General features: G+C 57.8%; 24 protein-coding genes. 13 read left to right on the top strand and 11 right to left on the bottom strand.

Features of this window, described 5'->3' with window-relative positions; translation table 11 throughout:
- Positions 1-30 precede the first annotated feature (30 nt).
- Genes ACR0AH_RS09290 through ACR0AH_RS09280 form a run of 3 tightly spaced genes read right to left on the bottom strand, consistent with a single transcriptional unit; the run spans position 31 to position 1640 of the window.
- Entirely contained in the window at positions 31-624 is a 594-nt protein-coding gene (locus tag ACR0AH_RS09290) for a MotE family protein (protein WP_480591572.1), read from the bottom strand.
- On the bottom strand, positions 621-1133 hold the full coding sequence (locus ACR0AH_RS09285; protein WP_480591569.1) for a hypothetical protein: 513 nt from the start codon (positions 1131-1133) through the stop codon (positions 621-623). Before ACR0AH_RS09285 ends, ACR0AH_RS09290 begins: the two co-directional genes overlap by 4 nt.
- A 9-nt stretch (positions 1134-1142) precedes the next feature.
- Entirely contained in the window at positions 1143-1640 is a 498-nt protein-coding gene (locus ACR0AH_RS09280) for a flagellar basal body-associated FliL family protein (RefSeq protein WP_480591566.1), read from the bottom strand.
- Between the two features lie 119 nt (positions 1641-1759).
- Between ACR0AH_RS09280 and fliF the strand changes: the two genes are divergently transcribed.
- The 4 genes from fliF to fliP are packed head-to-tail and all read left to right on the top strand — an operon-like array spanning position 1760 to position 4950.
- On the top strand, positions 1760-3349 hold the full coding sequence (gene fliF, locus ACR0AH_RS09275) for a flagellar basal-body MS-ring/collar protein FliF (RefSeq protein ID WP_480591564.1): 1590 nt from the start codon (positions 1760-1762) through the stop codon (positions 3347-3349).
- Entirely contained in the window at positions 3349-3945 is a 597-nt protein-coding gene (locus ACR0AH_RS09270; RefSeq protein WP_480591561.1) for an ABC transporter ATP-binding protein, read from the top strand. Before fliF ends, ACR0AH_RS09270 begins: the two co-directional genes overlap by 1 nt.
- Positions 3938-4225, top strand: coding sequence for a FliM/FliN family flagellar motor switch protein (locus ACR0AH_RS09265; RefSeq protein WP_170394848.1), 288 nt, complete (start codon positions 3938-3940; stop codon positions 4223-4225). Before ACR0AH_RS09270 ends, ACR0AH_RS09265 begins: the two co-directional genes overlap by 8 nt.
- Entirely contained in the window at positions 4222-4950 is a 729-nt protein-coding gene (fliP, locus tag ACR0AH_RS09260; RefSeq protein WP_223117223.1) for a flagellar type III secretion system pore protein FliP, read from the top strand. The genes ACR0AH_RS09265 and fliP overlap by 4 nt, the downstream gene beginning before the upstream one ends.
- Here fliP and ACR0AH_RS09255 read toward each other — a convergent pair whose 3' ends face one another.
- Both ACR0AH_RS09255 and ACR0AH_RS09250 read right to left on the bottom strand, forming a co-directional pair.
- Positions 4951-6393, bottom strand: coding sequence for a sensor histidine kinase (locus tag ACR0AH_RS09255; RefSeq protein WP_170636571.1), 1443 nt, complete (start codon positions 6391-6393; stop codon positions 4951-4953).
- Positions 6390-7127 carry a response regulator transcription factor gene (locus tag ACR0AH_RS09250; protein ID WP_170408540.1) on the bottom strand — a complete coding sequence of 246 codons (738 nt, stop codon included), beginning with the start codon at positions 7125-7127 and terminating at the stop codon, positions 6390-6392. Before ACR0AH_RS09250 ends, ACR0AH_RS09255 begins: the two co-directional genes overlap by 4 nt.
- Positions 7128-7344: 217 nt before the next feature.
- On the opposite strand from ACR0AH_RS09250, the gene ACR0AH_RS09245 reads away from it, so the two are divergent.
- The 5 genes from ACR0AH_RS09245 (at position 7345) to ACR0AH_RS09225 (ending at position 12432) form a co-directional block, all read left to right on the top strand.
- The gene (locus tag ACR0AH_RS09245; RefSeq protein WP_170514081.1) at positions 7345-8589 is read left to right on the top strand and encodes an ABC transporter substrate-binding protein; all 1245 of its coding nucleotides are present in this window, start codon (positions 7345-7347) and stop codon (positions 8587-8589) included.
- Positions 8590-8646: 57 nt separating this feature from the next.
- Positions 8647-9519: a carbohydrate ABC transporter permease gene (locus ACR0AH_RS09240; RefSeq protein WP_039543053.1), complete on the top strand. Its 873-nt coding sequence runs from the start codon at positions 8647-8649 to the stop codon at positions 9517-9519.
- Positions 9512-10411, top strand: a complete 900-nt coding sequence (locus tag ACR0AH_RS09235) for a carbohydrate ABC transporter permease (protein WP_480591558.1) — start codon at positions 9512-9514, stop codon at positions 10409-10411. Before ACR0AH_RS09240 ends, ACR0AH_RS09235 begins: the two co-directional genes overlap by 8 nt.
- A 5-nt stretch (positions 10412-10416) precedes the next feature.
- On the top strand, positions 10417-11514 hold the full coding sequence (locus ACR0AH_RS09230; protein ID WP_170408536.1) for an ABC transporter ATP-binding protein: 1098 nt from the start codon (positions 10417-10419) through the stop codon (positions 11512-11514).
- 108 nt (positions 11515-11622) lie between these two features.
- Positions 11623-12432: a methyltransferase domain-containing protein gene (locus ACR0AH_RS09225; protein WP_480591555.1), complete on the top strand. Its 810-nt coding sequence runs from the start codon at positions 11623-11625 to the stop codon at positions 12430-12432.
- A 59-nt stretch (positions 12433-12491) separates the two neighbouring features.
- Here ACR0AH_RS09225 and ACR0AH_RS09220 read toward each other — a convergent pair whose 3' ends face one another.
- Together ACR0AH_RS09220 and ACR0AH_RS09215 are read right to left on the bottom strand one after the other, a co-directional pair.
- Complete coding sequence (locus tag ACR0AH_RS09220; protein WP_170408534.1) at positions 12492-13100, bottom strand: MlaC/ttg2D family ABC transporter substrate-binding protein; 609 nt, start codon at positions 13098-13100, stop codon at positions 12492-12494.
- Complete coding sequence (locus tag ACR0AH_RS09215; RefSeq protein WP_170408533.1) at positions 13090-13905, bottom strand: MlaA family lipoprotein; 816 nt, start codon at positions 13903-13905, stop codon at positions 13090-13092. Before ACR0AH_RS09215 ends, ACR0AH_RS09220 begins: the two co-directional genes overlap by 11 nt.
- Before the next feature lie 297 nt (positions 13906-14202).
- On the opposite strand from ACR0AH_RS09215, the gene ACR0AH_RS09210 reads away from it, so the two are divergent.
- From ACR0AH_RS09210 to ACR0AH_RS09195, 4 genes are read left to right on the top strand one after another with little or no spacing between them, the layout of a single operon-like run.
- On the top strand, positions 14203-14658 hold the full coding sequence (locus ACR0AH_RS09210; RefSeq protein ID WP_170514071.1) for a RidA family protein: 456 nt from the start codon (positions 14203-14205) through the stop codon (positions 14656-14658).
- A complete protein-coding gene (locus tag ACR0AH_RS09205) occupies positions 14655-15425 on the top strand; it encodes a glycerophosphodiester phosphodiesterase family protein (protein ID WP_480591553.1) in 771 nt (256 codons plus the stop codon). The genes ACR0AH_RS09210 and ACR0AH_RS09205 overlap by 4 nt, the downstream gene beginning before the upstream one ends.
- A 45-nt stretch (positions 15426-15470) precedes the next feature.
- Entirely contained in the window at positions 15471-16658 is a 1188-nt protein-coding gene (locus tag ACR0AH_RS09200; protein ID WP_480591550.1) for a GNAT family N-acetyltransferase, read from the top strand.
- Positions 16655-16960, top strand: coding sequence for a 4a-hydroxytetrahydrobiopterin dehydratase (locus tag ACR0AH_RS09195; protein WP_170394812.1), 306 nt, complete (start codon positions 16655-16657; stop codon positions 16958-16960). Before ACR0AH_RS09200 ends, ACR0AH_RS09195 begins: the two co-directional genes overlap by 4 nt.
- Here ACR0AH_RS09195 and ACR0AH_RS09190 read toward each other — a convergent pair.
- The 4 genes from ACR0AH_RS09190 to ACR0AH_RS09175 all read right to left on the bottom strand — a co-directional run bounded on the left by ACR0AH_RS09190 (position 16943) and on the right by ACR0AH_RS09175 (position 18473).
- On the bottom strand, positions 16943-17251 hold the full coding sequence (locus ACR0AH_RS09190; RefSeq protein WP_170408530.1) for a hypothetical protein: 309 nt from the start codon (positions 17249-17251) through the stop codon (positions 16943-16945). The genes ACR0AH_RS09195 and ACR0AH_RS09190 overlap by 18 nt on opposite strands.
- Positions 17252-17279: 28 nt before the next feature.
- The gene (locus ACR0AH_RS09185; RefSeq protein ID WP_480591547.1) at positions 17280-17627 is read right to left on the bottom strand and encodes an EF-hand domain-containing protein; all 348 of its coding nucleotides are present in this window, start codon (positions 17625-17627) and stop codon (positions 17280-17282) included.
- A gap of 11 nt (positions 17628-17638) precedes the next feature.
- Positions 17639-17884: a glycine zipper 2TM domain-containing protein gene (locus ACR0AH_RS09180; RefSeq protein ID WP_170394802.1), complete on the bottom strand. Its 246-nt coding sequence runs from the start codon at positions 17882-17884 to the stop codon at positions 17639-17641.
- A 103-nt stretch (positions 17885-17987) separates the two neighbouring features.
- The gene (locus tag ACR0AH_RS09175) at positions 17988-18473 is read right to left on the bottom strand and encodes a peroxiredoxin family protein (protein WP_170408529.1); all 486 of its coding nucleotides are present in this window, start codon (positions 18471-18473) and stop codon (positions 17988-17990) included.
- Positions 18474-18536: the final 63 nt, after the last annotated feature.

Here is an 18536-nt window from a genome sequence, read left to right as displayed (position 1 = left end):
TGAGGGTGCAGATAGATATGGCCATGAGGGTCATTCCTGTGGGGCACGTGCATTGCGCCCGGCCATGATCACGCTGATGGTGTAAGCAGCCTCGGGGCTGAGACCGGCCATAACTTCAGCGGCAGCTTCAGGTGGCATTCGAGACAGGAAGCCAGCGGCGAATACCGCGTCCATCGTTTCGAACAACGCGGCGGCATCTTTGGGCTTCATGCTCTGATACACGTCAGTCAGTTGTGTCAGATCGTTTTCGGCGGCCTTTTCGGCAATCGCCACCGTTTCACGGAGAGCGTTCTCGGCGTCCTCCAGCATGGTGAGCCGGGTTTCGATGGCCTGATCGGCAATGTCGAGCGCCCGTTCCTGGTCCAAAATCGTGCTTTCACGCTGATTTAGAGTCTTTTCACGGCGCAATAGTTCCGTAAGCAGCAATTGTAGATCTGCCGCATTCGCCTCTTTGCGTTCACCACCGACCGGCGAGGCCATGTTTGGTTCTGCGCTGCGGGCAAGTGCAGGCCCGGCCTCAAGCCCGATGCGAATAATCGCAGAGCCGACCATCAGCAAGGAAATGAAGGTCAGAACACCGCCGCGCGCTCGGCGATCAGGCGCTTTTGCCCGGTTGCGACTCATTTCGCTGCTCCGCCAGATGGAGCAGCGTGCCGAAAAAACATCAGGCCTTCTGGTTTCTTTGCGGGCGGCTCTGGTGGCGTGTCCGATGGCTCAGTCGAGACCTCAGTTGGTTCACCAGACGGATCGGATGCAGTTTCTTGTGCTTCGCCGGGCTGCTCAGACCTGTCCTCAGCAGGTGCGTCATCTGGCTGATCCATGGGAACGTCCGGCTCAGAGGGCTCTTCCTGAACGACATCGTGCATCGAGGCCATCATAAGCTCCAACCGTTGTGCGACGGTTTCCGCCCGTTCGGTCAGCGTCTGCAACGCGGTGCCGGAATCATCCGAAGCCTGGCGCGCGCTATCCAGCGATTTTCGCAACTCTTCTGCTTGCGAGGACAGCACGGAAACGGCGCCACCCACACCCTTCTCAAGATCGGTAAACCGCTTCAGGCGTCGCGACAGAACGAAACAATACAGACCAGCCCCAAGAGCGCCCGCAACCAGCAGAATATCGGCAATCAACTCCACCATCGCCTCCTAATTCAGTACAAATTCCATGACCAGAACGTCACGCACGCGGCCTTCGCCCACGACGATCCCAATGCGTCGTAGCAGGTGTCCGCGGATCCTCATCAAAGCCAGAGAATCTTCCAGATCGGTTAACTCAAGGGCGCGCAAGTAGCTGTTCAGAACGTCCATGATTCGCGGCTGCATCTTTTCAACCTCGGCGGCGTAGCCCGCGTTCACTTCAAGCTGCGCGTGAAATTTCAAATGTCGCGAATCATCTGACTTGACCGAGATGATCACCGGCGGAAGATCGACAAATTTCACATCGGGAAGTGCCTTTACGGAAGCGTCTTCGCCTTTCTTTTTGGCCTCTTTCACCATCTCGGACCCACCTATGGGAAGCAGGCCGGATGCAGTTATGAAATAGCCACCAACACCGCCCGCGATAGCCAGAATCAGCCCAAGCAGAAAGCCTTTTTTCCCTGATTTTTTAGGGGCTTCCGCCTCATCTGCAGTTGCGTCGGTCATGCCGTCCTCATGAATCTGTTCGGCAACCGTCATAACCCCTCAGGGACTAACCGATTGTTAAGGGCAATCGTCCAAACAAGGGCAGAGCCGCACAGAATGTCGGTGAGTCGGAGGTAAGCGTGCAGCAGATCGGAACTGTCTGGGCAAGTTTGGACAGGCGCAAACAAATTATCGTGGCCGGTGCCGTGGCACTGGTGTTTCTGGGTGTGCTTGCGATGTCACGGATTGTGACAGCGCCGTCGATGACGCTGCTTTATGCGGGGCTCGAAAGCGGTGCGGCAGGGGAAATCGTGCGGGCGCTGGACCAGCGTGGTGTGACCTATGAAATAAGGGGTGGCTCGATCTACGTCCCCGGCGTTCAGCGGGATGAGTTGCGGATGACTTTGGCCAGCGAGGGCCTGCCTGCGAACGGCAATCGCGGTTACGAACTGCTGGATTCGCTCAGCGGCTTTGGCACTACGTCGCAGATGTTTGATGCCGCCTATTGGCGCGCAAAAGAAGGAGAGCTGGCGCGCACGATTGTGGGCGGCCCGCATGTCAGCAAGGCCCGGGTGCACATCGCCAACAGCTCCTCCAACCCGTTTCAGCGCAGCATAGCACCAACCGCTTCGGTTTATCTGGTCCCGTCGGGTGCACCGATTAACGGAGATCAGGCAAAGGCGATCCGGTTTTTAGTGGCGTCGGCGGTTAGCGGGCTGGCACCGGAAAACGTCACTGTGATTGATTCGAACGGGGCTGTGATTGGCGCGCAGGACACGGCGGTGGCAGCCGATACTGCAGATGATAAGGCGCGCCAATTGCGTGAGAAAGTTCTGCGCCTGGTCGAAGCCCGGGTCGGGGCCGGCAACGCGGTGGTTGAGGTCAGCGTAGATACGGTGACCGAAACCGAGTCTATCCGGGAACGTCGCTTTGACCCCAAAGGCCGTGTTGCGATCAGCACGGATGTTGAAGAACGGTCGGACAGTGCGCGTAATCAGTCGGCGGATGTGACAGTGGCGTCGAATCTGCCGGATGGCGACGGGGCAGGAGGCGATGAATCCAATTCGAATGCCACTCAGACCCGCGAACGGGTGAATTATGAGGTGTCAGAGACCGAGTTGGAAGTTCATCGCGCGCCAGGTGCGATCAAACGTCTGACTGTCGCGGTGCTGGTCAATGGTGTTCGAGCGGCAGGTACAGATGGCGTCGAGATTTTTGAACCCATGCCGCAGCCCGAGCTTGATGCACTGCAAGAGCTTGTGGCTTCTGCGGTCGGGTTTGATGCTGAACGCGGCGACGTCATCACACTGAAATCGCTCGACTTGCCCATGGTTGAACCCCAGGGCGAGTTGGTGTCCGGGTCGATCTGGCAGAACATGCACATCGACGCTATGTCGCTAATCCAGATGGTGGTTTTGGCGCTGGTTTCCCTTGTTTTGGGTCTGTTTGTCATACGGCCAATTCTGACGAAATCTGCGGCATCGGCGCTGCTGCCAGCAGGTGCACCGGTCGAGGTCGCCCCAGCGCCTTCCCTGACCGGGGAAATTGCGACCGCAGATGCGCCGGACTTTGCACCGCTCGCGGATGCGGCGCAGCCGAATGTTCCGGCGATTGCCGCTGCGCGAGGTGAAGATCCTGTCGACCGTTTGCGCGCCATGATCGGCGACAAGCAGGAAGAGACGGTAGAGATCCTGCGCAGCTGGCTTGAAGAAGGCGAGGAGAAGGTGTGATGTCGATCGCTCATCTTCTTGAAGACTTCACCGCCCCTGCGGCTGGGGTGGCCGTACATCTACTGGATGAAGACGCACTGGAAGAACAGCGGCTTACTGCATTTGAACAAGGCTATGGGGCGGGCTGGGAAGATGCGGTTCAGGCGCAGGAACAGACTGGCACACAGCTAAGCTCCGATCTGTCGGCGACGTTATCCGACCTGTCCTTTACCTATCAAGAAGCATTGACCCGCATGACCCTGTCGCTGGAACCGATGTTCCACAGCCTTGTTCAGACTATTCTGCCTGAGACGATCGAGCATGGCTTTGCGAAGCGATTGACCGAGCAGCTTTGCGACATGGCGCGTGAGCAGGTCGGCCAGCCACTGCAGCTGACTGTTCCGGCGGGCACTTCGGATCAGGTCGAGGCGATGCTGCCGCAGGATATCTCGCCGCGTCCCCAGGTTATCGAGGATGTCTCGCTCCAGCCGGGACAGGCGCGATTGCAGGTGGGGATCGCCCAACGCGAGGTGGACTGCGCTGCCTTGCTCTCATCCATTGCTGCAGCGTTCGACGCATATCTGTTTGAAGCAAAAGAGGCTTTGTCAAATGAGTGATCCTCAACCACCGAAACCCGAAAAACCCAACCCGTTCGAGACTGTTCCGATCGAAGTCACCGTCTCGGTCGGGCGTGCGCGGCCTTTGATCCGTGACCTGTTGAGCATGGGTGAAAATGCTGTACTGACACTGGACAAGCGGATCGAGGATCCGGTTGACCTCTATGTCGGGGATCAATTGGTCGCGCGCGGTCTGTTGGAAGAGATGGAGGGCGATCAGTCCGGGCAACTGGCGGTACGGCTGACCGAAATCTCGGATCTGCAGAACGGGATCGGATGATGCGCCACCTGTTTTGGCTGGCATTTTTGCTGGTCATACCCTCCGGTGGCGCGGCGCAAGAACTGTCGCTGTCCCTGGGCGAGGGCGGGTCGATCTCGGCCCGGACCATCCAGTTGATTTTGCTGATCACGGTGCTCAGCCTGGCACCGGGACTGGCGATCATGATCACCTGTTTCCCGTTTTTGATCACGGTTTTGGCGATCCTGCGGCAAGGAATCGGCTTGCAGCAGTCACCACCAAACATGTTGATCGTCAGTTTGGCGCTGTTTCTGACCTATTTCGTCATGGAGCCGGTTTTTACCGAGGCGTGGGAGACAGGGATTCAGCCGATGGTCGAGGAAACGCTTGACGTAGAGCCTGCGCTGGAACGCGCGCTGGTGCCGTTTCGCAGTTTTATGGCAGCGCGTATTGATGCAGACACGTTTCAGGCCATGGCAGACCTGCGCCCGGATGGTGCTGCGATCCAACTATCGCCCGAAGCCCCGTTATCCGTGCTGATGCCGTCCTTCATGTTGTCGGAAATCGCGCGGGCCTTTCAGATCGGGTTCCTGATTTTCCTGCCTTTCCTGATAATCGATCTCGTTGTCGCAGCGGTTTTGATGTCGATGGGAATGATGATGGTGCCCCCGGCTACGGTCTCGCTGCCGTTCAAATTGGCGTTTTTCGTCATCGCAGATGGCTGGGCCTTGATCGCCAGCGCCTTGGTGCGCAGCTATGCGCCATGACTATCGCCGTGTGATCTGTAGTCGGGCGCGCAGCCCCTGATCTCCGGCCTCGAAACTCAGCGTTCCGCCATGTTGTTCGGCAACGGTGCTGACAATTGTCAGGCCCAATCCGAACCCGTCCGAAGATCCGATGTTTGATCCGCGCTGGAACGGTGCCAACAGCGCCTCGATATCCGCGACCGATAGGTCGGTGCCCTTGTCTTCGACGATGATCGTGGCGGTCTGAGCATCAGTTTCCAGTTCAACCTCGGCGTGACGACCGTATTTCAGGGCATTGTCGATCAGATTGGACAACGCTCGTTTCAATGCGATCGGTTGACCCGTCACCAGGATGCGCCGCGTTTCCGGCAGCGACGCATGCCCACGGCGTGACATGAAAACAGACGGCGCGCTTTCGACGGCAACGGGATCAACGGCTTTCAACGACACAGGCCGGTCCATATCCTGATAATCGGCCACAAGCGATTCAACCAGCGAGGTCAACGATATCTGGCGCGGTTCCTCGACGCTGAGTTCCGATCGCGTGTAAGTAAGCACGCTTTCTATCATGCCGGTCATCTGGTCCACGTCGGCCTCGAGCTTTTCGCGCAACTCGCCATCGGGAATCAGCGCCGCACGCAGCCGGACGCGGGTTGCAGGGGTCCCCAGATCGTGGCTGACACCCGACAGTACAATGGCGCGTTTCTCAAGCTGCGCTCGTTCGGCATCGAGGTGATCATTCACCGCAGTCACGATATCGCGCAGCTCTTCAGGCCCGTCCGCGTCATAGCTTTGCGGCCCGCCGCGACGTCGGCGGTCACCAAGTGCCTGAGCAAAGCGTGCGAAACTGTCAGAAACATTCCCGACCGAGGTCAGAAGCACCGCCAAGGACACAATGCCCAGCAATATTGCGGGCAAACGCAGATCAACCGGCGCAGCCTTACAGCCCCAGATTTCGGTGCCGTCGACTTGCTGCCAGACCCCGCGCCCGAATTGTGCGATCAGGATAGGTTCGCTGCAATATGTGGCCAACAGACGGGTCAGGTTCCCCATCTTCTCGGGGCCGGTCTGATCGCTGCCGGATACGATGTCTGAAACCGGATAGACCAGTCGATCCGATAACACCGCAAGCGTCAATTCGCGGCCACTCAGGGGGGCTGAACTGTCGGTCAGAATCGAAAGATTGGTGACAAAGCGGCGATCTGCAAAGCCGGGCATTTGCTGGAACGCTCCCCTGTCAGCAAGCGCGGCTGCCTCGGTTGGCAATGGGTTGATCAATAGGCCGGGTGGCGGCGCCATCCCCGTTCGCAAATCTTCGTATATGGTGAAACCAGCAACAAATGCTGCGGTCTGATACCGGTTCCAAGCCTGTGCCGAGGTGAACCACATCCCGGCAGCCACCAGCCCCGCGACAAAGGCGGACAGGGTCCAGAGCCACCCAAAACTGCGCAGGCGCAGGGTCATGCGTCCTCATCCACCATAACGTCAGCGGTAAACAGATAGCCAACACCGCGCTCGGTGCGCAGCATCTGGGGGTCTTTCGGGTTGGCCTCGATTTTCGACCGCAACCGCCCCACCAGCATATCTATGGCACGGCCTTGCGCCTCGGGCTTGTCGGCCTCACCGGTTACATCCAGTGCGGCGGCGATCTCATCACGGGTCAGCGGAATATGCGGGTTCGCCAGCAAAACCTTCAGCAGGGCGGTCTCCCGTTGGGACAGGGAAACCAGATAGCCTTCGGGCGAATGCACCTCGTCCCGTTTGCCGTCAAAGACCCAGCCGTCGAAGTGAAAGGTGCGCGTGCGGCGGCGGTATGCCAGCGAAGGCGTGCGTCGGGCGCGTTGCATCACCGCACGGACGCGGGCCAGCAACAGTTGCGGGTTGAATGGTTTGGCGATGTAATCGTCTGCTCCAACCTCATATCCTGCCATGCGCTGATGATCCGCCGACAGGGCCGAGACCAGAATGATCGGTACATCCTGTTCGGCCCGCAACCGGGCACAGATCTCGACGCCGTTTTCATCGCCCAGCATCACGTCCAACAGGATCAGGTCGATCCGCCCCGAGGTTAGATGCGTGCGTATTTCACTTTCGGAACTGGCAGGCAGAGCAATATACCCGTTCTGCTGAAAGAACTGGGTCATCATCGACCGCATCTCCGAATCGTCGTCCACCACCAGGAGCCGGGGAATGCCCACTCTGTTTCTCCTCCTCAGGGTTCTCCGTCGCCGCCAATTGTAACGAATGGAAACGGATTCAAGGTTAACGTAACACGGGGTAACAAAAGCGGTGAAAATTTCCACCTTGTCAGGATATTGCATCGCATTCTGCGTTGCCATGCGGCAATCCGTTAGCGCTATATCACCTATGGCCGCCCTTGGGGTGGCACCGAATTCTCAGGGAGGAGAACAAAAAATGAAGCGTTTTGCATTTGCCACCGTGTCGACCTTGGCCGTAGTGGCCGGGTCGGCTGTTGTGGCTGAACCAAAGGCCGAAGTTCTGCACTGGTGGACGTCCGGTGGTGAGGCGAAATCGGTCGCGGTTCTGCAGGAAGAGTTCGCCTCGAACGGCGGCACATGGACCGATATGCCGGTCGCAGGTGGCGGCGGCGATGCGGCCATGACTGCGCTGCGGGCCCGGGTTCTTGCCGGTAACGCGCCGACTGCTGTTCAGCTGAAAGGACCTGCCATTCAGGAATGGTATGAAGAAGGCGTTTTGGCTGACATTTCATCCGTGGCAGAAGCCGAAGGCTGGGCCGATGTCCTGCCAGCATCGATTGCAGGCCACATGATGTGCGAAGGTACGTGGTGCGCAGCACCTGTGAACGTGCACCGCATCGACTGGATTTGGGCCAATGCTGACGTTCTGGCCGCCAACGACATTGAAATGCCCACAACATGGGAAGAGTTCAACGCCGCTGCCGAAAAACTGCAGGCTGCCGGAGTGATCCCTTTGGCCCATGGTGGCCAGGCATGGCAAGACGCCACAGTGTTCGAAGCGGTTGCGCTGGGTCTGGGTGGCCCCGAGTTCTACCAGAAAGCCTTTGTCGATCTCGACCCCGAGGCGCTGACCTCGGACACCATGGTGCAGGTCTTTGACCAGATGCGCACCCTGCGCGGTTATGTGGACGAAAACTTCTCAGGCCGCGATTGGAACCTTGCCACCGCTATGGTTATGAATGGCGAAGCAGCCTTCCAAATCATGGGTGACTGGGCCAAGGGCGAATTCCTGGCGGCTGGTAAGAAGCCCGGCGAAGACTTCCTGTGTGCCTCGACCCCCGGCGACGGATATCTGTACAACGTCGACAGCTTTGCCATGTTCGAAGTGGAAGGTGATGACAACCGCGCTGGTCAGGAATTGCTGGCCAAGCTGATCGTCGCGCCGAAATTCCAGGAAGTGTTCAACCTGAACAAGGGCTCGATCCCTGCGCGGACTGATGTGGCGCTGGATGCGTTCGACATCTGCGCGCAAATCTCGGCCGAAGATATGGGTTCGACCTCGGCAGGCGGTTCGCTGCTGCCGTCTTATGCCCATGGCATGGCGCTGCGCGGGTCGCAGGCCGGTGCGATTACGGATGTTGTGACCGCACATTTCAACTCGGATATGTCCTCGGCTGACGCGGTTCAGCAACTGGCGGACGCGGTAGCAAACAGCTACTGATCCAATACGCTCTGCCCCCTATAGTGAGGGGCAGAGCATCTTTCCCCGGAGGCTAAAATGTCCGAATGGCTGGAAAACCACCTGCCCAAGGTGGTGCTGGCACCGTCGTTCATCGCCGTATTGATCTTTGTCTACGGATTTATCGGATGGACCGCATGGGTGTCGCTAACCCGATCGAAACTACTGCCGAAATACGAGATCAAAGGCTTCATTCAGTACGAACGCCTGTTCGACTCACCCCGCTGGGATACGGCGATCAACAACCTGTATATCTTTGGCGCGCTGTTCATCGTGATCGCGATGGTACTAGGCCTGTTGCTGGCCATCCTGCTGGATCAGAAGATCCGCGTGGAAGGCGCGATCCGGACGATCTACTTGTACCCGATGGCGTTGTCGATGATCGTGACCGGTACGGCGTGGAAGTGGATTTTGAACCCGGGCCTGGGCATCGAATCCATGGTGCAGGGCTGGGGCTTTCCGAATTTCGAATTCGACTGGCTGGTGAACCCTGACTATGCGATCTACACTATCGTGATCGCCGCGATCTGGCAGAGTTCCGGCTTCGTCATGGCGTTGTTTTTGGCCGGTTTGCGTTCGGTCGATGGCGAGATCATCAAGGCCGCACAGGTCGATGGTATCCCCACGTGGCGCATCTATACGGCGATCATCATCCCTTCGATGGCCCCGATTTTCCTGTCTGCTTTCATCGTGCTGGCGCACCTCGCAATCAAAAGCTTCGACCTTGTCATCGCCCTGACTGGTGGCGGTCCGGGCTACGCAACCGATCTGCCCGCTACTTACATGTACGCCATGGCCTTTTCGCGCGGCGATATTGGTCAAGCGGCCTCGTCCGCGATGATCATGATGCTGGTCGTCTTTGCCATCGTGGTTCCCTATCTTTACTCAGAGCTGAGGGCGAAAAATGACTGATCTGTCGATGCCCCAAACACAAACCCGCACCCAAAGCGCTACGGGCAAGATTGCCCTGCGTTGGTTGCTTTATATCCTGCTTGGCCTGTTTGCACTGTATTACCTGATGCCGCTCTTCGTGATGTTGACGACTTCATTGAAAAGCCTTGAGGAAATCCGCACCGGCAGCCTGATTTCGCTGCCGCGAGAGGTCAGCTTCGACGCCTGGAAAACCGCATGGTCCGGCGCTTGTACTGGTATCCAGTGTGAAGGTTTGCGGCCCTATTTCTGGAACTCGGTCCTGATCGCGGTGCCTGCGGTATTTTTGTCGACCCTGTTGGGTGCGCTGAACGGTTATGTCGTGGCGCAATGGCGGTTCAAAGGGGCCAATATCATCTTCTCGCTGATGCTATTCGGTTGCTTCATCCCGTTCCAAGTTGTTCTGCTGCCAATGGCACGTCTGCTGGGTATGATGGGGATTGCCGGAACCATTCCGGGCCTGATCTTTGTCCATGTGATCTACGGGCTGGGCTTCACCACGCTGTTCTTCCGCAACTACTATGTCACCATTCCGGCCGAGCTGACCAAGGCCGCTCGTGTCGACGGTGCAGGCTTCCTGCGAATTTTCTGGTCGATCTTCCTGCCGCTGTCGCTGCCGATCATCGTGGTGACCGTGATCTGGCAGTTCACGCAGATCTGGAACGACTTCCTGTTCGGCGTGTCGTTCAGCCAGGCGGGAACGCAGCCCGTGACCGTTGCGCTCAACAACATCGTAAACTCCACCACCGGCGTCAAAGAATACAACGTCGACATGGCCGCCGCGATCATCGCGGGGCTGCCGACGCTGCTCGTCTATGTCGTTGCCGGTAAGTATTTCATCCGCGGCCTGACCGCTGGCTCAGTGAAGGGATAAGACCCATGGCTCCCATCCTTGATATCAACAAACTCTACAAGAATTACGGCGCGACCGAGATTCTGAAAGACATCAACATCTCGATTGAACCGGGCGATTTCCTGGTGCTTGTCGGCCCCTCGGGCTGCGGTAAGTCTACGCTGCTGAACTGCATTGCGGGACTGGAAGAGATCACCGGTGGCACATTGTCCATCGGCGGCAACGATATGACCCATGTCAGCCCCAAGGATCGCGACATCGCGATGGTGTTCCAGTCTTACGCTTTGTACCCGACCATGTCGGTGGCCAAGAACATCACCTTCGGCATGAAAGTGCGCGGGGTCGATCAGGCCACGCAGGAAGCCAAGCTGAAAGACGTCGCCTCCTTGCTGCAGATCGAACCATTGCTGAACCGCCGCCCCAGCCAACTGTCGGGTGGTCAGCGTCAGCGGGTCGCGATGGGCCGGGCGTTGGTGCGCGACCCCAAGCTGTTCCTGTTCGATGAACCGCTGTCGAACCTTGACGCCAAGCTGCGGGTCGAGATGCGGACCGAGATCAAGAAGCTGCACCAGACACTGGACGCCTCCATTGTTTATGTTACCCACGACCAGATCGAAGCGATGACGCTGGCCACCAAGATCGTGGTCCTGAAAGGCGGGGTCGTGCAGCAGATCGGTACTCCGGCCGAGATCTACAACAACCCGGCCAATCTGTTTGTGGCGGATTTCATGGGCTCACCTGCGATGAACCTGATCCCGGCACAGGCATCGAACAATGGCTCGGGAACGCAAATCTCGATCGCGCGCGAATCCGGTGAAACGCTGGTTCTGAACGATGCACGCGACTTGTCTCTGCCTCAGGATGTCATCCTTGGTCTACGCCCTGAAGATATCGCCGAGGCGGGGTTCCGCGCTGGCGCAGGCGTGCAGGAAGCCGCCTGCATGGTCGATATGGTCGAACCCGCAGGGGCAGATACCTATGTGGTGTCGGAATTGGGTGGCAAGCAGGTCACGGCGCGGCTGCATGCTGAAACCAGCGCGCAGGCCGGTCAATTGCTGAACCTGGCGTTCGACATGAGCAAGGTGTCCTACTTTGCCAAGGAAACGGGTGAACGGCTGAACTAAGGGACCGTTGGCCCGCACCAACCCGGGGTGGGCCATACCAATCACAGTCGGTTTTGGCCGGTTAATTTGAAATATGCTATCTTGGGACGTAGCGAAGGGAGGCGCGCTATGTCCGATCCGTACTCCGATCTGGCCGGGCAGGATATCTCGGTCCAAGAGCGTATCGCCGAAGCTATGGAAGCGCGGTGTCTGGAGCCGGCGCAGAAAGAGATCAGGGATAGCTATCTAAGTGATCTGATTGTCCCTGAGGGCGGGTTCGCGGTTGAGCTGGGTTCAGGCACCGGGCACATCACGCAAGAGCTGCTGTCAGTTGGCGGGGTGGAGCGCGCGCTCGGCATTGAGCCCTCACCGGTTATGGTCGAACGTGCGAGAAACAGCTTCGCCAGCGAGAGCAATCTTGTTTTTGAAACCGGCGATGCAAAGGCAACCAGGCTTGAAGATAGCTCAGCAGACCTTGTTCTGGCGCATACACTGTTGTGCCATGTACCCGGCCCCGAGGATGTGGTTTCCGAGGCCTTTCGGATACTGAAACCGGGCGGGATATTCGCGATTTGCGATGGGGACTACGATACCGCCACAGCGCGGATTGCCGATTTTGATCCTCTGGATCAACTCATTCGGTTCATGATCAATCAGAACGTCACAAACCTCTGGATCATGCGCCAGATTGGCGGTGCACTCTCTCAAGCAGGTTTTGAGTTGGGCCGTCGCCGGGGACACGGTTATGTAGCCGAAGGAGAGGCGACTTACTTTCTGACCGTTATCGACCGTGGTGCGGATCGAATGGCCGAGACCGGGTTGTTGGCGCCTGAAACGGCACAGGCGCTGAAATCCGAGGCCCGGGCGCGTGTGTCTGCAAACACGTTTTTTGGCTACATGTCTTATGTCAGCCAGATCGCGCGCAAGCCTGCAACCTGAACAAAAAAGCCACCGCGCGAACGGGTCGAGCGGTGGCCGGCGTAGGATAATACCTCTGATCAGCCAGTCTTTTTCAGATCCTTGATCAGGCGATTCAGGTCGCCGCCGCGCGCATCCAGCATTGCGCCAATCTCTGTGCGCTCGGTCAGCAACAAATTCACACCTTCGATGAACATGTTGTAGAACTTTCCACGACCCGATTTGTCGGACACCAGGAATGTCACTTCGAACGGGGATGAGCCGCGCAATTTGACCGAGGTTCTGACCTCGTATCCGGTCTTGATCTTGCGCGCGTTACGCACGGTGACCTCACCGCCGATGAACTCGCGGAACCGGCGACCATATTTGCGCGAAATATAGCCTTCGAACGCTTTGGTGAACTGACGCAGCTGTGCGGATGAGGCTGTGCGTGCATCCGCCCCCAGCGCATAGCGGGCCATGATCGGCACATCACCGTATTGCACAAAGATCTTTTGAAAATCACGCAGCATGGCATTTTCGGATTTACCCGAGTCAATGATACGCGTGATATCGGCCACAACGCTGTTGACCAGCTGTTTGGCCTGCGCTTCGGTCAGCGCGAACGCGGGCAGAGGCAATGCGGCAACTGTCATCCCGGTCAGGGCGGTGGCCACAAAACGGCGTCGGTTCAACAGGTTATTCGGCATAGGGGTCCTCGTACGGGTCAAGATAGGGGTCTCTGACAGGGTCGGTCCCGGTGGTGGCGTAGGGATCGTCATACAGACCCAGATAGGCGTCTTCATCATCCCTTGCCAGTTCAAAGCGGCGATTTTGCAGGTAGATCGTGCGCGCTTGCGCGTAACTGTCTGCACTTTCGTACAGAATCGAATCAACTGTATCCGAGAACCGACCGCGATCTCCCATCCGCCGCACGACCTCGGCATAGACACCAATATTGTCGACCGGGCGGGTCGGGCTAAAGTTGATCGGATTCGAGAACAGGTTGACCACAACGCCGACCGCATCGCGCGCGGTGGACGGGCCGTAGAAGGGCAGTTCCACATAAGCACCTTCGCCCACGCCCCAGACATGCAGGGTTTCGCCGAAATCAGTATCAACAGGCGGCAGGTTCAGCTCATCCGCCGGGGCTGACAGGCCAAAGCCGCCCACGGTCGAGTTGATCAGAAAGCGCAGCAGCGCATTGCCGGACTGTTTCAGATTGCCTTGCAGCAGATAGTCCAGCGCCTGCCCGGGCATCGTCAGGTTTTCGGCAAAGTGATTGAAACTGGTAACCATCGGATCTGGTACGATCTTCACATAGCCTTTCGAGGCCGGTCGGAACAGGAATCGGTCCACACCCAGATTGAACTTGTGAATGCCCCGGTTGGTCCCTTCATAGGGGTCAAAAATCTCACCCCGCGCCGCTGCGTCCTGAGGCTGCGTCGCGCATGCCGATAGGACCGTCAGGATGCCGAATATGATCAGGTGCTTCAGACGAATGTAACTTGGCACTGTCTTCGTTACTCCGTAAATTGCCCAGCGGTATCCGGGCCTTCAATCAATACAGCCTTTGCACCCTTGGTGGCGCAATTGGTCTCACATAGAGGTTTCGCGCAGGATTTGAAACAACAACTCGCGTTTACCTCAGCCGATGGGGCGACGTAAAGTGACACGAATTCAACACTTCCTGAATAAGAGAAGACCTGCCCAGTTTGCAGGCAATGGGAAAAATCCCGCTTTCACGCTTTCGGAAACAGGTTTTCCCGGTTAGCGTCCGCGCGGAATCACTATGAGATGAGGATAATCCACATGAGCATCGCAGCAAAACTGGACAGCCTGGGTATCAGCCTGTCGGACGCACCTGCTCCGGCAGCGAACTACGTTCCTTTCGTGCGCATCGGCAACATTGTCTACGTGTCGGGCCAGATCTCCAAGGCGGATGATCTGATCACTGGTAAGCTCGGTGATGATATGGATGTTGAGGCAGGCGCCGCAGCGGCGAAGGTTTGCGCCATCAACCTACTGGCTCAGGTCAAGGCGGCCTGTGGTGGCGATATCGACAAGCTGGTGCGCGTGATCAAGCTAACCGGTTTTGTAAACTCGACCGCTGATTTCACAGAACAGCCGAAGGTGATCAACGGGGCCTCCGACTTCCTGGTCGAAGCGCTGGGCGACGCCGGTCGTCATTCGCGCTCGGCCGTCAGCGCAGCCTCATTGCCTTTGGGTGTTGCCGTTGAAATCGAGGGTATTTTCGAGGTTCAATGAAACCGTCCCTTCCGTCTGAGTTCCTGCAGCGCCCGATAGCACATCGCGCGCTGCATGACATTTCTGATCAGCGGCCCGAGAATAGCCGGGCCGCCATTCGTGCCGCAATTGACGCCGGTTATGGGGTCGAGATTGATCTGCAACGCACCCGTGACAATCGGGCCATGGTGTTTCACGACTATGACATGACACGTCTGACCGGGCAGCCCGGACCGATCCAACAGATCACCGAGACACAAGCGCGGGCCCAGTCGCTTCTGCATTCTGACGGTGAAGTTATCCCCTCGCTGGAAGAGGTGCTGGCCCTTGTTGCGGGCCGAGTGCCCTTGCTCATCGAGTTGAAGGATCAAGATGGTGCAATGGGCCCCGATATCGGTGCTTTGGAAGCAGATGTTGTAAGCGCACTGAAAGACTATGAAGGCCCGGTCGCGCTGATGTCGTTCAACCCGCATTCAGTCGCAGAGATTGCACGCCTTGCGCCACATTTGCCGCGCGGTCTCGTTACCAGTTCTTACGAGCCCAAAGTCGAGCTTCTGCCGCAAGCCGTCTGCGATCATCTGCGCAACATCCCGGATTTCGACCGCGTTGGAGCCAGCTTTATCAGCCATGAAGTCATCGATCTTGACCGCCCCCGGGTCGCTGAGTTGAAGGCACAGGGTGTGCCGATCCTGTGCTGGACCGTGCGCTCGCTTGAACAAGAAGCAGAGGCACGCAAGGTTGCCGATAATGTTACGTTCGAAGGCTATCTGGCCGAACATCCCGCTTGATCCCGGCGCGCGCGATCACAGATAAAGGTGCAGCGCGGAGGGGATATGGATCAGGCACAGATTGAGGTTCGGGTTCTGACATTGATCTCGCAGATTTCCGCGAGCGACTGGGACAGTTGCGCCTGCCCTGAGGTTGCCGATGGCGGGCGACCGCTTGATCCGTTCACGACACATCGGTTTTTGCATGCCCTGGAAGAAAGCGGCTCGGTCGGGCGTGGTACTGGCTGGCAGCCGCAATACCTGACAGCCTATCTGGACGGGATGCTAATTGCGGCAGCCCCGATGTTTGCCAAGTCGCACTCCCAGGGTGAATACATCTTCGACCATAGCTGGGCTCATGCCTATGAAAGCGCGGGCGGGCGATATTATCCCAAGCTGCAGATCGCGGTGCCCTTCACACCCGCGACTGGCAGGCGTTTTTTGGTGCGACCCGGCTACGATGCTGTCGGGATCTCGGCGCTGGTGCAAGGAGCGGTGCAACTGGCCGCCGAGAATCGAATTTCATCGCTGCACGCTACGTTCTGCACCGAGGCCGAAGCGCTGGCAGGTGAGCAGATGGGCCTGATGGTCCGCCACTCGCAGCAGTTTCACTGGCTCAATGATGATTACGCCGATTTTGACGAGTTTCTGGCTGCGCTGTCCTCGCGCAAACGCAAGAATATCAAGAAGGAACGCACGCAGGCCTGTGATTTCGGTGGGCAGATTCGAACAATCACCGGCGATGATCTGCGACCCGAGCATTGGGACGCGTTCTGGCGGTTCTATCAGGATACCGGCGCACGAAAATGGGGCTCACCCTACCTGACGCGACAATTCTTTGATATCGCTCAGGAAACCATGACGGATGACATCGCCTTGGTGTTGGCCGAACGTAATGGATACCCCGTCGCCGGTGCGTTAAATTTTGTCGGGCGGGAAACGCTGTATGGCCGGTATTGGGGCTGTGTCGAACATCACCCCTGCCTGCATTTCGAACTGTGCTATTATAGGGCGATCGACTTTGCCATTGCGGAAGGTCTGGCGCGGGTTGAGGCCGGTGCGCAGGGCGAGCACAAGCTGGCGCGCGGCTATCTGCCAACCCGCACGCATAGCTTGCATTGGGTTGGCGATCCGGGTTTTGCTGATGCGGTTCAGAAATATCTGGACGCCGAGTCCCACGCAGTGGGAGAAGAGATCGAGATTCTGACGGATTATGGTCCGTTCAGGAAATCGAACCCGGAGGAACAGCAATGACCGAACTTCTGTCAACCGAGACCCGCGGCCCGCTGCTGGACCCGCTGTTCAGAAATGGCTGGACCATGGTCGAAGACCGCGACGCGATCACCAAGACCTTCATCTTCGATAATTTTGTCGCCGCCTTTGGCTGGATGACGCAGGTGGCGATCTGGGCCGAGAAATGGAACCACCACCCCGAATGGTCGAATGTCTACCGCACGGTAGAGGTGGTCCTGTCGACCCATGATGTTGGCGGTCTGTCTGCACAAGACGCCAAGCTGGCGCGTAAGATGGACAGCCTGCTAACGGTCTCCGCGTGAACCCGTCCCACCGGCCAGCAATGTTGCCGTTCCCAGCTGCTTGAATTCTGCCGGAGTGATCGTGCCGTCGCTGACATTGATATTGCCCGGAATTCTGATCGTACGGGTGCCGACGGACCGCACGCTGCGGGCCGCCGGATTGATGTCGAGACACCGATTTTCATAACAGGTCAGACCGCTGGTATTGATCTGAATCTGCACCTGACCATCAGGGCCGCTGATCACCGGGGATTGCTGTACGTCACATGCGGCCAAAGCCACCAGGCTACCGAGGCAGATCCATTTATTCATGACACGCTCCTGCCAACCAAGTTGGCGTTTAATCTAAGAGACCGTTGCCATCCTTATCCGCAGCGTCAAAATCGTTCTGCATCTGGCTGACATACTCTGCCTTTGAGATAAGACTGTCGCCATCCCGGTCAACGGCTTCGAACTGTTTGATATCCAAGAACGGTTTTGCTTCGCTCAGGCCCAGAGTGCCGTTCTTGTCTTCGTCCATTGCCTGAAATGCATAGTCCGAGAAGGTGTTGAATTCGTCCTTGGACAGGAAGCCGTCATTGTTGGTGTCGATGTTATTCAACTCGGCCTCGTGCAGTTCTGCGACAGTCTCTGCGTTTGCAGCAGCAGCCATCACGAATACGGTGGTGATAATCAATACTCGTTTCATCTCAAATCTCCTCAGCACGCGTAACGTTCGCCAGACACGCCACCCGCAGCGGCGCCCGCCGCCGTCAGGATGGTCTTGCCTGAACCACCGCCAAATTGATTGCCGATCACTCCACCGATCAGGGCGCCGCCTATGGTACCACTCAGGCAGGCGATCTCGTGCTGTCGGGCAGCCTGTTGTTGGGGTGTGGGTGCAGGTCCGCACGCCGCCAGGGCCCCGGCGGTGCCAAGAAACAATGTAAGCAATTTCAGTCGCATCAATGAACTCCCGAGTTGTATGCGCCAAGTATTGGCGCATCGGGGCGTTGCATCAAGTTAAATGCGTTTCACGTGGCCCCGGTCAAACCGGGGCCGACAGGGATCAGATACTATCAAGCAGGCCTTCACCAGCCGAGACCTCACAGACACCGGGGTTTTCTTCCAGATTCATCGCCACAACCTTGCCGTCTTCAACCAGCATTGCATAGCGTTTGGAGCGTGCAATCAGGCCCACGGGCGGGGCGTCGAAATCCATGCCGATGGCCTTGGTAAACTCGGACGCTGCATCGGCCAGCATGGTCAGCCCGGCCGCTGTTGCACCGGTGCTTTCTCCCCAGGCGCCCATCACGAAAGGGTCGTTGACCGAGATACAGATGATTTCCTCTACACCCTTGGCATCGAACTGGTCCTTGGTCCGCATGAAGCTTGGTACATGAGCGGTTGTGCAGGTTCCGGTGAACGCACCGGGTACAGCAAAGATCACAACCTTGCGCCCTTTGGTCTTGTCTGAAATCCGAACCTCCTCGGGGCCTTCGGCACCCATCTGGATCAGCGTGGCCTCGGGCAGCATGTCACCTGTTGCAATCATTTTTACGCTCCTGTCATTTGGATTTGCAGAGTCGGGCTTTGCCGCAATATAGGTGGTCGAAAC

This window comes from Ruegeria sp. AM5 (assembly GCF_056540645.1).
This window is presented reverse-complemented; position numbering and strand designations above follow the sequence as displayed.